Origin of the sequence: Variovorax sp. V118, from assembly GCF_041154445.1 — a bacterium.
Taxonomy (GTDB): Bacteria; Pseudomonadota; Gammaproteobacteria; order Burkholderiales; family Burkholderiaceae_C; genus Variovorax; species Variovorax boronicumulans.
Genome location: NZ_AP028663.1, coordinates 4,507,581 through 4,520,981 on the forward strand (window position 1 = coordinate 4,507,581; position 13,401 = coordinate 4,520,981).

The 13,401-nt window shown below is 67.9% G+C and carries 13 protein-coding genes; 2 read left to right on the forward strand and 11 right to left on the reverse strand.

Annotated features, from left to right (window positions below; translation table 11 throughout):
* The first annotated feature begins 60 nt into the window (after positions 1–60).
* Positions 61–987, forward strand: a complete 927-nt coding sequence (locus tag ACAM52_RS21015; RefSeq protein ID WP_369644517.1) for a LysR family transcriptional regulator — start codon at positions 61–63, stop codon at positions 985–987.
* Here ACAM52_RS21015 and ACAM52_RS21020 read toward each other — a convergent pair.
* Positions 947–1,369, reverse strand: coding sequence for a response regulator transcription factor (locus tag ACAM52_RS21020; RefSeq protein ID WP_159274984.1), 423 nt, complete (start codon positions 1,367–1,369; stop codon positions 947–949). The genes ACAM52_RS21015 and ACAM52_RS21020 overlap by 41 nt on opposite strands.
* Before the next feature lie 101 nt (positions 1,370–1,470).
* Positions 1,471–2,457, reverse strand: coding sequence for a quinone oxidoreductase (locus tag ACAM52_RS21025; RefSeq protein WP_369644518.1), 987 nt, complete (start codon positions 2,455–2,457; stop codon positions 1,471–1,473).
* Positions 2,458–2,566: 109 nt separating this feature from the next.
* Here ACAM52_RS21025 and ACAM52_RS21030 point away from each other — a divergent pair, with 109 nt between their 5' ends.
* Positions 2,567–3,478: a DMT family transporter gene (locus tag ACAM52_RS21030; RefSeq protein ID WP_369644519.1), complete on the forward strand. Its 912-nt coding sequence runs from the start codon at positions 2,567–2,569 to the stop codon at positions 3,476–3,478.
* A gap of 19 nt (positions 3,479–3,497) precedes the next feature.
* Here ACAM52_RS21030 and ACAM52_RS21035 read toward each other — a convergent pair whose 3' ends face one another.
* The 9 genes from ACAM52_RS21035 to ACAM52_RS21075 form a co-directional block, all read right to left on the reverse strand.
* Entirely contained in the window at positions 3,498–4,289 is a 792-nt protein-coding gene (locus ACAM52_RS21035) for an SDR family oxidoreductase (protein WP_354342931.1), read from the reverse strand.
* 40 nt (positions 4,290–4,329) lie between these two features.
* On the reverse strand, positions 4,330–5,283 hold the full coding sequence (locus tag ACAM52_RS21040; protein WP_070063637.1) for a DMT family transporter: 954 nt from the start codon (positions 5,281–5,283) through the stop codon (positions 4,330–4,332).
* Positions 5,284–5,304: 21 nt separating this feature from the next.
* Positions 5,305–6,918 carry a gamma-glutamyltransferase family protein gene (locus ACAM52_RS21045; protein ID WP_369644520.1) on the reverse strand — a complete coding sequence of 538 codons (1,614 nt, stop codon included), beginning with the start codon at positions 6,916–6,918 and terminating at the stop codon, positions 5,305–5,307.
* Between the two features lie 15 nt (positions 6,919–6,933).
* Entirely contained in the window at positions 6,934–7,905 is a 972-nt protein-coding gene (locus ACAM52_RS21050; RefSeq protein WP_369644521.1) for a tripartite tricarboxylate transporter substrate binding protein, read from the reverse strand.
* A 202-nt stretch (positions 7,906–8,107) separates the two neighbouring features.
* A complete protein-coding gene (locus tag ACAM52_RS21055; protein ID WP_095743889.1) occupies positions 8,108–9,619 on the reverse strand; it encodes a tripartite tricarboxylate transporter permease in 1,512 nt (503 codons plus the stop codon).
* A gap of 22 nt (positions 9,620–9,641) precedes the next feature.
* Positions 9,642–10,130, reverse strand: coding sequence for a tripartite tricarboxylate transporter TctB family protein (locus tag ACAM52_RS21060; protein ID WP_095949399.1), 489 nt, complete (start codon positions 10,128–10,130; stop codon positions 9,642–9,644).
* Between the two features lie 135 nt (positions 10,131–10,265).
* Entirely contained in the window at positions 10,266–12,053 is a 1,788-nt protein-coding gene (locus tag ACAM52_RS21065; protein WP_369644522.1) for a GspE/PulE family protein, read from the reverse strand.
* Positions 12,054–12,063: 10 nt separating this feature from the next.
* Positions 12,064–12,846, reverse strand: a complete 783-nt coding sequence (locus ACAM52_RS21070) for a spermidine synthase (RefSeq protein ID WP_369644523.1) — start codon at positions 12,844–12,846, stop codon at positions 12,064–12,066.
* Positions 12,846–13,388 (reverse strand): DNA-deoxyinosine glycosylase, encoded by a 543-nt coding sequence (locus ACAM52_RS21075; RefSeq protein WP_369644524.1) that lies wholly within the window; start codon positions 13,386–13,388, stop codon positions 12,846–12,848. Before ACAM52_RS21075 ends, ACAM52_RS21070 begins: the two co-directional genes overlap by 1 nt.
* Positions 13,389–13,401 lie beyond the last annotated feature (13 nt).

Below are 13,401 nucleotides of genomic sequence, written 5' to 3' on the forward strand. Positions count from 1 at the left end.
GGACCTTTCGCCCATTCAAAAGAGAAATGGATTTATCGGATGGATATATGATTTGAGCGCATGAACGTCACGCTGCGCCAACTCCGCGTCTTCCGCTCGGTGGCCGAGGGCCGCAACTTCAGCCGTGCCGGCGACCAGGTGGGCCTGAGCCAGCCGGCGGTGAGCCGCTCGATCTCGGAGCTCGAGGCCCAGCTCGGCCTCAAGCTGCTCGACCGCACCACGCGCGAGGTGGTGCTGACCGAAGCCGGCCACTCGTTCGCGGCCCGGCTCGACCGCGTGCTCGACGAACTCGACCAGACCCTGCAGGACGTGGCCGGCCTGGCCAGCGCGCGCGGCGGCAAGGTGCGCGTGGCCAGCAGCCCCACGCTCTCGGCCAACCTCATGCCCGACTGCATCGCGGCCTGCGCGGTGCAGGCGCCGGGCATCCAGTTCCTGCTGCTCGACCGCATCCAGCAGGACGTGCTGGACAGCGTGCGCAGCGGCGAGGTCGACTTCGGCGTGGTGATCGAGCCCTCCGAGGCCGACGACCTGCACTGCGAGTCGATCCTCAACGACCCCTTCATGGTGGTCACGCTGCCCGGCCACCGGCTGACGGAAAAGAAGGCCTCGGTGAACTGGTCGGCGCTCGACGGCCAGCCGCTGGTGCTGCTCGACCACGCCTCGGGCAGCCGGCGCCTCATCGACCAGGCGCTGGAGCGGCACGGCGCGCGCTGCGACGTGAAGCAGCAGCTGGGCCATGCGACCACCGTGTTCCGCATGGTCGAGGCCGGCATCGGCATCAGCGTGATGCCGGGCCTGTCGCTGCCGCCCGAAGGGCTGGCGCGGCTGGTGGTGCGCCCGCTGGTGCCGAACGTGCAGCGCGCGATCATGCTGATCCGGCGACGCAACCGCGAGCTGTCGCCGCTCGCGCAGCGGGTCTGGCGCATGGTGCGCGAGACGGCCGCGCTCAGTGAGGCGCCGGCCGCGTCGGCGACGAAGGCGCGCTGAAGAAGCGCTCCTGCCGCTGGCGCACGCAGAAGTCGATCAGCTCCTCGACCTCGGTGGCCTTGTCGAACACCGCGTCGGCGCCGAGCTGCGCGCACTTGCGGCGCGTCTCGGGCGTGGCGTGGTTGCTCAGCACCACCATCTTCTGCCTCGGGTCGCGGTTGCGGCAGGCCTCGAGCACGCTGAAGCCGGTGCCGTCGCCCAGGAACAGGTCGACGATGGCCAGGTCCCACAGCGCCGGGTTGCGCGTGAGCCAGCGCGTGCCCTCGGCCTCCGACTCGGCCTGGCCGACCGGATCGATGCGCGCCATCTCGCGCAGCGTGCCCGCCAAGCTGGCGCGCTGGGCGGGGTTGTCTTCGACGATGAAAGCGCGGACGGTGGTCATGGCGGGCTCTGCAAAGGGACAAATGCAGGCTACAAATTGCGCCCGCCACAAGTCGAAGGCGTGACACCCCACCACGCGTAGGACATCACCCGCCGCCAGCCTCAGAGCGTGAGGATGGTGCAGCCCGTGGTCTTGCGCGCCTCGAGGTCGCGGTGCGCCTGCTGCACGTCGGCCAGGGCGTAGCGCTGGTCGATCGGGATCTTCACCGCGCCGCTTTGCACCACGGCGAACAGGTCGTCGGCCATGACCTGCGTGCGCTCGCGCGTGGCGATGTGCGTGAACAGCGTCGGGCGCGTCACGTAGAGCGAGCCCTTCGAGGCCAGCAGGCCGAGGTTGACCGGCGGCACCGGGCCCGAGCCGTTGCCGAAGATCGCCAGCAGGCCGAAGGGGCGCAGGCTGTCGATGGAGCCCTCGAAGGTGTCCTTGCCCACCGAGTCGTACACCACCTTCACGCCCTGGCCGCCGGTGATCTCCTTCACGCGCGCCGCGAAGTTCTCTGTGCTGTAGTTGATGGCGTGCGCCGCGCCGTGCGCCAGCGCGAGCTGGCACTTGGCGTCGCTGCCGGCCGTGCCGATGAGCTGCAGGCCGAGCGCCTTGGCCCACTGGCAGGCGATGAGGCCGACACCGCCGGCCGCCGCATGGAACAGCACGAAGTCGCCGGGCTGCAGGCCTTCGGCGGGCAGCGTCTTCTTCAGCAGGTACTGGGCCGTGAGGCCCTTGAGCATCATGGCCGCGCCGGTCTCGAAGGAGATGTCGTCGGGCAGCTTGCACACGCACTTGGCGGGCATCACGCGCAGCTCGCAGTAGGCGCCGGGCGGCTGGCTCGCGTAGGCGGCGCGGTCGCCCACCTTCAGGTGCGTCACGCCCCCGCCCACCGCCTCGACGATGCCCGCGGCTTCCATGCCCAGTTGCAGCGGCATCTGGAACGGGTACAGGCCGGTGCGCTGGTAGGTGTCGATGAAGTTCAGGCCCACGGCCTTGTGGCGGATGCGGATCTCGCCGGGGCCGGGCTCGCCCACCTCGACCTCGACGACCTTCAGTTCCTCGGGACCGCCGTGGCGGTCGATACGGACGGCTTTGCTCAACATCGTTGCTGTCTCCACGCAGGGGAAAAAAGAATGGGACGGGCATCGTGCCACGTTTGGCCATTTCTCGACGGGCCACGGACACTGCGCGAGCCCGGTAGAGTCGGCGGCCATGTCGTCCGCATCGCACCACCGCCTCACGCCGCTCACCGCCCTGCTCCTCACCGTGCCGCCGCTGCTGTGGGCCGGCAATGCGGTGGTCGGCCGGCTGGTGCGCGCGCTGGTGTCGCCGCTGACGCTGAACTTCGTGCGCTGGGTGATCGCGTTCGCGCTGCTGCTGCCGCTGGCGGCCTGGGTGCTGCGCCGCGACAGCCCGCTGTGGGCGCACTGGCGGCGTTATGCGCTGCTGGGCTTGCTGGGCATCGGCCTGTACAACGCCTTCCAGTACCTGGCGCTGCAGACCTCCACGCCGATCAACGTCACGCTGGTGGGCTCCAGCCTGCCGCTGTGGATGCTGGCCGTGGGCACGCTGTGCTTCGGCGCGCGCGTCAGCCGGCGCGCGCTGGGCGGCGCGCTGCTGTCGATGCTGGGCGTGCTGCTGGTGCTGAGCCGCGGCGAGTGGCAGCAGCTGCTGGCGCTGCGGCTGGTGCCGGGCGACCTGTACATGATCGCGGGCACCATCGCCTGGGCCTTCTACAGCTGGCTGCTGGCGCGCACACACGAGCCCGTCAATGTGCGCAGCGACTGGGCCGCCTTCCTGATGGCGCAATTGGTGTTCGGTGTCGCGTGGTCAGGCGCACTGGCCGCCGGCGAGTGGACGTTCACGCCCGCCCACCTCGACCTGGGCTGGCCGCTCATCGCGGCGATGCTGTTCATCGGCATCGGCCCCGCCGTGCTGGCCTACCGCTGCTGGGGCACCGGCGTGCAACGCGCGGGCCCGCAGGCGGCGAGCATCTTCATGAACCTCACGCCGCTGTTCGCGGCCGTGCTGTCGGCGGCCTTCCTCGGCGAGGCGCCGTACTGGTACCACGGCGCCGCCTTCGTGCTGATCGTCGGCGGGATCGTGGTGTCGTCGCGGCGCTGAACACGCGCCGCTGCGTCGGTCAGTAAGTGCCGGGGTACGCGCCGCCGTCTGCCAGCACGTTTTGCCCGGTCATGTAGCCGGCTTGCACGCTGCACAGGAACGCGCAGATCGCGCCGAACTCCGCCGGGTTGCCGAAGCGCTTGGCCGGAATGTTCTTCTTGCGCGCTTCCCACACGGTGTCGAAGTCCTGGCCCGACTTCTGCGCCGCGCCGGCCATCGTGCCCTTGAGGCGGTCGGTCTCGAAGGAGCCCGGCAGCAGGTTGTTGATGGTCACGCCCTGCGCCGCCACCGACGTGCGCGCCACGCCGGCCACGAAGCCCGTGAGGCCACTGCGTGCGCCGTTCGACAAACCCAGGATGTCGATCGGCGACTTCACCGAGCTCGACGTGATGTTGACGATGCGGCCGAAGCCGCGTTTCGCCATGCCATCCACTGTGGCCTTGATGAGTTCGATGGGCGTGAGCATGTTGGCGTCGACCGCCTTGATCCACGCCTCGCGGTCCCAGTTGCGGAAGTCGCCGGGCGGCGGGCCGCCGGCGTTGGTGACGACGATGTCGAAGTCGTGGCCCAGCGCGAACACGGCCGCGCGGCCGGCTTCGGTGGTGATGTCGGCCGCCACCTGCTTGACGAAGGGGCCCGAGGGCCCGGCCACCGCCACCAGCTGCTTCGCAGCCGCATCGAGCGCCTCGGCGCCGCGCGCCACGATCACCACGTTGACGCCTTCGCGCACCAGCGCCTCGGCGCAGCCGTAGCCCAATCCCTTGCTCGCGCCGCACACGAGTGCGGTCCTGCCTGCAATGCCCAGATCCATGTCTTTGCTCCAGTCGATCGTTCGATCGATGCTGCAGGGGCTACCGCCCCTTGCGTGTGAAAACGAAGATGCCCGCGATGACGAGCACCGTGCCGGCCGCGATCCACGCGGTGAACGGCTCACCCAGTATGACCACCCCCATGAGGATGGTCGACAGGGGCCCGATCATGCCGGTTTGTGCCGCAATGGCGGGCCCGATGCGCTCGATGGCCATCATCACCATGAGGACAGGCACCGCCGTGCACAGCGTGGCGTTGAGCACCGACAGCCAGATCACCTCGGGCGCCACCGCCATCGCCGCGCTCATCGGCCGCGTGAGCACGAACTGCAGGATGCACAGCACGCACGCCACGGTCGTGGCGAGCCCCACGAGCCGCAGCGACCCGAGCCGCTTGACGAACTCCCCGCTGTACACGAGGTAGCCCGCATAGCTCACGGCGCTCAGGAACACGAGGAACGCGCCCCATGCGGCCGCGCCGCCGCCCTTGCCGTCGCCGCCGGTCCACAGTTCGTGGCCGAACACCAGCAGCACGCCGGCATAGCTCACGACCATGCCGAACACCTGCGGGCGCGTCGGGCGACGCCGGTACAGCAGCCAGCCGAAGAACAGCACCAGCGTGGGGTTGAGGTAAAGAATCAGCCGCTCGAAGCTGGCCGAGATGTAGGCCAGCCCGGCAAAGTCGAGAAAGCTCGCGAGGTAGTAGCCCGAGAAGCCGAGCCCCAGGATGCCGAGCCAGTCGCGCGTCGTGAGCGCGGGCTTGCCGCGCCCGGCCCACCATGCCATCAGCGCGAACAGCGGCAGCGCGAAGAGCATGCGCAGCATGATGAGCGTGATGGCGTCGACGCCGTAGCGGTACGCCAGCTTGACGATGATGGCCTTGCCGCTGAACGCGATGGCGCCCAGCGTGGCAAGGACGAGGCCGGTGGCGTAGCCCTTGCGGGCGGCCTCGTGTCCGTGCGGGGGAATGCCGACCGATGCGGCTGTCTTGTTCATCCCCCGATCATCCCTTGATCCTCAGTAGCCTGCAGCGAGGCCGTCGCGGCGCGGATCGCTCGCAGCCACGTAGCCTTCGACCGAAGGCTCGCCCGCGCGCCAGATGAACTGGCCGGCGCCGAAGTCCTGGTAGGAGTCGTTGATCACCTCGAGGTGGTGGCCCAGGTCGCGCAGGCCCTGCAACGTGTTGGCATTCATCGCGGCCTCGACGTTGATCTCGAGCCCCGCGTTGAAGCGCCAGCGCGGCGCGTCGCACGCGGCCTGCGGGTTCTGGCCGTAGTCGAGCATGCGCACCAGCGTCTGCATGTGGCCCTGCGGCTGCATGTTGCCGCCCATCACGCCGAAGCTCATCACCGGCTGGCCGTCCTTGGTGAGGAAGGCCGGGATGATGGTGTGGAACGGGCGCTTGCCCGGTGCCACCACGTTCGGGCTCTCGGCCTTGAGGCTGAAGCCGTGGCCGCGGTTCTGCAGGCTGATGCCGAATTCGGGTTCCACGCAGCCCGAGCCGAAGCCCATGTAGTTGCTCTGGATGAAGCTCACCATCATGCCGCTCTCGTCCGCGGCCGTGAGGTAGATGGTGCCGCCCTTGACGGGGTTGCCGGCCTTGAAGTCCTGCGCCTTGTTCACGTCGATAAGTCTCGCACGCGAAGCCAGGTAGGCGTCATCGAGCATTTGCGCGGGGGTCACCGTCATCGACGATGGCTCCGACACGTAGCGGTACACGTCGGCGAAGGCCAGCTTCATGGCCTCGATCTGCAGGTGCTGCGACTGCACCGAGTCGACCGGCAGCGAAGCGATGTCGAACTTCTCGAGGATGCCCAGCGCGATCAGCGCCGCGATGCCCTGGCCGTTCGGCGGGATCTCGTGCAGCGTGTGGCCGCGGTAGTCGCGCGAGATGGGCTTGACCCACTCAGGCTGGTAGGCCGCCATGTCGGCCACGGTGAGCGCGCCGCCCTGTTCCTGCGAGAACTTGGCGATGGCCTCGGCGATCTCGCCGTTGTAGTAGGCCTCGCCCTTGGTGCGGGCGATGGCCTTGAGCGCGCGTGCCGCCGCGGTGAAGCGGAACAGCTCGCCGATCTCGGGCGCGCGGCCCCGGGGCAGGAAGGCCTGGGCGAAGCCCGGCTGCGACTGCAGGATCGGCGTGGCCGCCGCCCACTTGCCCTGCACCACCGGCGGCACGAGGTAGCCGCGCTCGGCGATGTCGATGGCGGGCGCCATCAGGTCGGCGAACGGCAGCTTGCCGAAACGCTCGCTCATCGCGACCCAGCCGCGCACCGCGCCCGGCACCGTGACCGAGTCGATGCCGCGCATCGGCGGCGTGGCGGCGTCGGCGCCGTACTTGGCCTTGAAGTACTCGGGCGTCCAGGCCTTCGGCGCGGGGCCCGAGGCGTTCAGGCCGTGCAGTTCCTTGCCGTCCCACAGGATGCAGAAGGCGTCGCTGCCCAGGCCGTTGCTCACCGGCTCGACCAGCGTCATCACGGCGGCCGTGGCAATGGCCGCATCGACCGCGTTGCCGCCCTGCTGCAGGATGCGCAGGCCGGCCTGCGCGGCCAGCGGGTGCGAGGTCGCGACCACGTTGCGTGCGAAGACCGGGAGGCGGGTCGAGAGGTAGGGATTGTTGAAGTCGAAGTTCATGTCGGCGTGCTCTCGTTAGTCATTCGTGATCTTGCGATCGACGACGATCTTTTTCCACTTGGCGGCGTCAACCGCCACCATCTTTGCGAACTGCTCGGGCGTGCCCGCGTTCGCCGGCTCGATGCCCAGGCGGGCGAGCTTGTCCTTCAGTTCCGGATCGGCCAACGCCTCGTTGGCGGCCTTGTTCACGCGCGCCACGATGTCCGCCGGCAGCCCCTTCGGACCGTAGAAGCCGAACCAGGTGTTCGACTCGAAGCCCGGCAGCGTGTCGGCGATGGGCGGCAGCTCGGGCGCGAGCGGGCTGCGCTTGAGCGAGGTGACGCCCAGTGCGCGCAGGCGGCCGTCGCGCACGTGCGGCATGCCGGTGGGCAGCGAGTCGAACAGCACGTCGACCTTGCCGCTGATGAGGTCGGGCACCGCCAGCGCCGTGCCGCGGTAGGGAATGTGCGTGACGAACACGCCGGCCTGCGCCTTGAACAGCTCCGCCGTGAGCTGCACGATGGTGCCGTTGCCGCTCGATGCGTAGTTGAGCTTGCCGGGGTTCTTCTTGGCGTTGTCGATCCATTCGCGCACCGTCTTGGCGGGCGTGTTGACCGGCACCAGCATGATGCTCGGCGCATCGCCGACGTGGGCGATGGGCGTGAAGTCGCGCACCGTGTCGTAGGGCAGCTTGGGCGTGATGGCCGGGCCGATGGCGTGCGTGCTCGTGGTCGCGAGCAGCAGCGTGTAACCGTCGGGCGGCGCCTTGGCCGCGAGGTCGGAACCGATCGCACCGCCGGCGCCGGGCTTGTTGTCGACCACCAGCGTGGCGCCGAGCTTCTCGCCCATCTTCTGGCCCAGCGTGCGGGCAAAGAGGTCGGTGGCGCCGGCCGCCGGGAACGGCACGATCAGGCGGATGGGCCGGTTCGGGTAGTTCTGGGCCAGTGCGGGCACCGCGGCCAGCACCAGCGCAGCCGCGGCAAGCGCGGCGCGGGTGGTTCGTTTCATGGAATTCATTGTGTCCGAGGTGGTGTGTCGGGAGCGCGCCTTGTCCGACGTGGCCGCAGGATTGGACACGCGGGGCATTGAAAAGGGAAATGGATTTATCGGATAGATATATGAATCCGGCGCATCAATCGTGCCACTGCGAAGCCCCAACGAAAAACGGCGCCCGAGGGCGCCGTTTGTGCGTTCAGAGAAAGCCCGTCGATCAGTCTTCGACGAAAGCCTCTTCGCGCTTCGATTTCACCGCGGGCAGCAGCACGATGATCAGCAGCAGCGCCGCGGCGATCAGCAGCCCGGCCGAGATCGGGCGCGTGACGAACACGCTCCAGTCGCCGCGCGACAGCAGCAGCGAACGGCGCAGGTTCTCTTCCATCATCGGGCCCAGGATAAAGCCCAGCAGCAAGGGTGCGGGTTCGCAGCCGAGCTTGAAGAAGGCGTAGCCGATGAAGCCGAACACGCCCACCATCCAGATATCCCAGGTGTTGTTGTTGGTCGAGTACACGCCGATGGCGCAGAACAGCACGATCGCCGGGAACAGGAACTTGTAGGGCACCGACAGCAGCTTGATCCACATGCCGATCAGCGGCAGGTTCAGGATCACCAGCATCGCATTGCCGAGCCACATCGAGGCGATCAGGCCCCAGAACAGCTCGGGGTTGCTGGTCATGACCTGCGGACCCGGCTGGATGTTGTGGATCGTCATCGCACCGACCATCAGCGCCATCACGGCGTTGGGCGGAATGCCCAGCGTCAGCAGCGGAATGAAGGAGGTCTGCGCGCCGGCGTTGTTGGCGGCTTCAGGCGCGGCCACGCCGCGGATGTTGCCCTTGCCGAAGGGCACTTCGCCCGGATGCAGCTTGGTCTTCTTCTCGATGGTGTAGGCCGCGAAAGCCGACAGCAGCGCACCGCCACCGGGCAGGATGCCCAGCGACGAACCCAGCGCGGTGCCGCGCAGCACGGCGGGCAGCATGCGCTTGAAGTCTTCCTTGGTCGGGAACAGGCCCGAGACCTTGGCGGTGAACACTTCGCGCTCTTCGTCCGGACGCGACAGGTTGGCGATGATTTCGCCGTAACCGAACACGCCCATGGCGATGGCCACGAAGCCGATGCCGTCGGTGAGTTCAGGCACGTCGAAGCTGAAGCGCGCGACACCCGAGTTCACGTCGGTACCGACCAGGCCCAGCAGCAGGCCCAGCACGATCATCGCGATCGCCTTGAGCAGCGAACCCGATGCCAGCACCACGGCACCGATCAGGCCCAGGATCATCAGCGAGAAGTATTCGGCTGGGCCGAACTTGAAGGCCAGCTCGGTCAGCGGCGGTGCGAAGGCGGCAAGAATGAGCGTGCCGACGCAACCTGCGAAGAACGAGCCCAGGCCGGCCGCGGCGAGCGCCGGACCTGCACGGCCCTTGCGTGCCATCTGGTAGCCGTCGATCACGGTCACCACCGACGACGATTCGCCCGGCAGGTTCACCAGAATCGCGGTGGTCGAGCCACCGTATTGCGCGCCGTAGTAGATACCAGCCAGCATGATCAGCGCCGACACGGGCGGCAGCGCGTACGTGGCGGGCAGCAGCATCGCGATGGTCGCGACCGGGCCGATGCCCGGCAGCACGCCGATCAGCGTGCCCAGAATACAGCCGACGAGGCAGTACAGCAGATTCGTGAAGGTGAAGGCAACGCCAAAACCCAGCGAGAGGTGTTCAAACAGTTCCATGGTGTGAGCAGCTTTCTTCGTCTCAACCGGTGATGAAGGTCGGCCAGACCTGGATCTGCAGCTTGAGCGCCCAGATGAAGGCCACATAGCTGCCAACGGCCAGGATGGTGGCCAGGATCAGCACGGTCGGCAGCTTGAACTCGTGGCCGGCGAGGCTGGCGATGATCACGAGCGCGTAGATCGCGATGATCATGCCCATGGCCGGCACGCCGATGCTCGGCAGGCCGCCGAGCAGCACGCCGAAGGCGAGGTTGGCGCCCAGGATGAACACCACTTGCTTCCAGGCCCACTTGCCGATTTTTTCGCCATCGGTCGTTTCAACGGTGAGCCCGCTGAACATGATGCCCAGGCCGATCAGCGCCATCAGGATGCCCAGCATGAGCGGGAAGTAACCCGGACCCATGCGGGCGCCGCTGCCCACGCTGTAGGTGGTGGCGCCCCATGCGAACGCCACGCCCACGACGGTGAACATCAGTCCCGAGAAAAAGTCTTTCTGACTTTTGATTTTCACGAACAGTCTCCTCGAACAATTTCGATGCGGGATTGTCGAGTCAGCCTCCGGTCAGGCCGATGTGGATTCCACTAACCGAAGGGGTAGGGATAACCCGAAATGACTCATGCCTCGTCAGACCCGAGGCACCTGTTTCTACTCGAGAGGAGGCGTTGCGCTGAGCACTTCCTCGATGGTCGTCACGCCTTCGGCCACGCGCAGCGCACCGGCCAGGCGCAGCGGCCGCATGCCGTCGATCACGGCCTGGCGCCGCAGGCCCGTGAGGTTGGGCTCCTTGGTGACCTGGTCCTTGAACGGCTCGGTCACGCTCAGCAGTTCGTACAGGCCCATGCGGCCCATGTAGCCGGTCATGCGGCAATCGACGCAGCCCACCGGCTTGTAGGCGCGCACCGGACCGGTGATCTGCCACGGCTTGACGATGGCCTCGAGGCTCTCGCGCGTGACTGCGTCGTCGGGCTGCTTGCAATGCAGGCACAGCGTGCGCACGAGGCGCTGCGCGAGCACGCCCAGCATCACGGCGGTGATGAGGTACGAGGGCACGCCCAGTTCCATCATCCGCGTGATGGCGCTGGGCGCATCGTTGGTGTGCAGCGTGCTGAACACGAGGTGGCCGGTGAGCGCGGCCTGCACCGCCATCTCGGCGGTGGCGAGGTCGCGGATTTCACCGACCATGATGATGTCCGGGTCCTGCCGCATCAGCGCGCGCAGGCCCTCGGTGAAACCGAAGTCGAGCTGCGGCTGCACCTGCGTCTGGTTGAACGAAGGCTCGATCATTTCGATCGGGTCTTCGACCGTGCTCACGTTGACCTCTTCGGTCGCCACGCGCTTGAGCGTGGAGTACAGCGTGGTGGTCTTGCCCGAGCCCGTGGGCCCTGTCACCAGGATGATGCCGTTGGGCCGCGTGACCAGCTGTTCCCAGCGCTGCGCGTCGTGCTGCGCGAAGCCCAGCGCGTCGAGGTCCTTCACCGCGGTGTCGGGGTCGAAGATGCGCATCACCATCTTCTCGCCGAAGGCGGTCGGCAAGGTCGACAGGCGCATTTCGATTTCGTCGCCGCGCATGTTGCGGGTCTTGATGCGGCCGTCGAGCGGACGGCGCTTTTCGACCACGTCCATGCGGCCCAGGAGCTTGATGCGCGCGACCATCGCGTTCATCACGCCCATGGGCATCTGGTAGGCGGGGTGCAGGATGCCGTCGATGCGAAAGCGGATCACGCCCTGCTCGCGGCGCGGCTCCAGGTGGATGTCGCTGGCGCGCTGGTCGAAGGCGTACTGCCAGAGCCAGTCGACCACCTGCACCACGCTCTGGTCGTTGGCGTCGAGCTGCTTGGTGCTCTTGCCCAGCTCGACCAGCTGCTCGAAGCTCGCGCCGCCGGTGTTGCCGCCGGCCTTCTGCGCGGCGCGCACCGACTTGGCGAGCGCAAAGAATTCGGCCGTGTAGCGCTGGATGTCCGACGGGTTGGCCACCACGCGGCGCACGGTGCGCTTGGACTGGCGCTCGACCTCGGCGATCCAGTCGATGAGAAACGGTTCGGCCGTGGCCACCACCACCTCGTTCGGCAGCACCTGCACGGGCAGCACCTTGTGGCGCTCGGCATACCCGGCGCTCATGGTATCGGCCACCTTGCCCACATCGACCTTGAGCGGATCGATGCGCAGGTAGGCCAGGCCGGCGCGGCCGGCGAGCCATTGCGTGAGCGCCTCGAGGTCGAGCGGCTTGCCGTCGGCCTCGCGCGTCATGGCCACGTTGGCCAGGCGCACCAGCGGCGCCTGGCGGCTCTCGGCCTGGGCGCAGCGCGCGATGGTGCGCTTGGCCTCCATCGGCGAGATCACGCCGTCGGTGGCGAGCCATTCGATCAGGCGACGCAGGTCGAGCGGACCTTCGTGGCGGGCAGCAGCGGAAGCGGCGGCGGGTACAGCGCTCATGAAGCGGGAATCAGGTGGTGAGGGAAAGCGTCATCGGCTTGAACACCCGCAGCCATTTCGGCGCGGGCAGGCCCCAGCGAGTCTGGATGGTTTGGGCGCGCTCGGCAAGCACCTCGCGCTTCGGGCGCGACGGTGTGCGCTGGGCCAGCACCACCGTGTTGCCTTCGCGCGTCGGCTTGAAGGCCCAGACCGCGTCGGCGCCGAAGGCGGCGGCGATTTTCTCGAGGCTGCGCTCGTAGCTCGACGAGCGGCCGAAGAGGTTGACCGTCATGCAGCCGTCTTCGGTGAGCAGCGCGCGGCAGTCGGCATAGAAGGCTTCGCTGTCGAGCACCGGCGCGGCGGCCTCGTGGTCGTACAGGTCGACCTGCAGCGCATCGACCGTGCCCTGCCATTCGGGCTTGCGGATTTCCTCGGCGGCGTCGGCGATCACCACGCGCAGCTTCAGGTCGTCGGCCAGCAGCTTGAACCAGCCGCGGCAGGCCGACACCACCTGCGGGTTCAGCTCGACCGCGGTGGTGCGCATGCGCAGCGTCTTGCGGCTGAACTTGGTGAGCGTGGCCGCGCCCAGGCCCAGCTGCATCGCGTGGCGGTTGCCCACGCCCTTGCTGTCGACGAACAGCAGCCAGGCCATCATGCGCTGCACGTACTCGAGCTCGATCTCGAAGGGCGCGTCGAGCTTCATCGAGCCCTGGACCCATTCGGTGCCCAGGTGCAGGTAGCGGATGTCGCCCCAGTCGGAAAAATTGACTTCGGGCAGGACGAGGGTTTTCTTGGAAGAAGCGGAAGAAGCCATCAGAGAAGGTGGTGGGCAACGAAGACCTCGCGCCAGGCCGCGAGCTTGCGCTCGAAGGACCACGACGCGTTGGCGGGGCTGGTGGAGGGCAGCGAATACACCGGCACCCCGAGGGTGCGCGTGTGGCGTGCGTGCTTGAAGCTCTCGCCGCCGTTGTGGGCGATGGCGGCGAGCTTCGGCAGTTGCAGGCCGGCGATGTCGTTCACGACCGCCGAGCGGATCGCGGTGTCGAGGCTGCCCTCGCGCTCGCAGGCGCCGTACACGTCCCACACGCCGAGGCCGCGATCGAGCAGCCAGTCGCAGCGCGCGCGGTAGCTGTCTGCGCCCGTCGGAAGCAGGGGGTCGGGCCAGAGGGCTTGCAAGATCTTCCAGAACTGATTTTGGGGATGCGCATAGTACTGCTGCCGCTCGAGCGACTTGACGCCCGGAAAGCTACCGAGGATGAGCACACGTGTGTGGGGCGAGACGATGGGCGCAAGGCCGGTCAGCACCGCGGCGGCGCTGGCGGCGACGGTCGGGGACGGGACGGCGGTCGGTTTCATGGGCGGTATCTTG

Coding starts and splice junctions, on each gene's coding strand:
- ACAM52_RS21015 (WP_369644517.1), top strand. CDS start 61: ATGAACGTCACGCTGCGCCAACTCCGCGTCTTCCGCTCGGTGGCCGAG.
- ACAM52_RS21035 (WP_354342931.1), bottom strand. CDS start 4,289: ATGGATCTGGGCATTGCAGGCAGGACCGCACTCGTGTGCGGCGCGAGC.
- ACAM52_RS21030 (WP_369644519.1), top strand. CDS start 2,567: ATGTCGTCCGCATCGCACCACCGCCTCACGCCGCTCACCGCCCTGCTC.
- ACAM52_RS21025 (WP_369644518.1), bottom strand. CDS start 2,457: ATGTTGAGCAAAGCCGTCCGTATCGACCGCCACGGCGGTCCCGAGGAA.
- ACAM52_RS21070 (WP_369644523.1), bottom strand. CDS start 12,846: ATGGCTTCTTCCGCTTCTTCCAAGAAAACCCTCGTCCTGCCCGAAGTC.
- ACAM52_RS21020 (WP_159274984.1), bottom strand. CDS start 1,369: ATGACCACCGTCCGCGCTTTCATCGTCGAAGACAACCCCGCCCAGCGC.
- ACAM52_RS21075 (WP_369644524.1), bottom strand. CDS start 13,388: ATGAAACCGACCGCCGTCCCGTCCCCGACCGTCGCCGCCAGCGCCGCC.
- ACAM52_RS21045 (WP_369644520.1), bottom strand. CDS start 6,918: ATGAACTTCGACTTCAACAATCCCTACCTCTCGACCCGCCTCCCGGTC.
- ACAM52_RS21050 (WP_369644521.1), bottom strand. CDS start 7,905: ATGAAACGAACCACCCGCGCCGCGCTTGCCGCGGCTGCGCTGGTGCTG.
- ACAM52_RS21065 (WP_369644522.1), bottom strand. CDS start 12,053: ATGAGCGCTGTACCCGCCGCCGCTTCCGCTGCTGCCCGCCACGAAGGT.
- ACAM52_RS21055 (WP_095743889.1), bottom strand. CDS start 9,619: ATGGAACTGTTTGAACACCTCTCGCTGGGTTTTGGCGTTGCCTTCACC.
- ACAM52_RS21040 (WP_070063637.1), bottom strand. CDS start 5,283: ATGAACAAGACAGCCGCATCGGTCGGCATTCCCCCGCACGGACACGAG.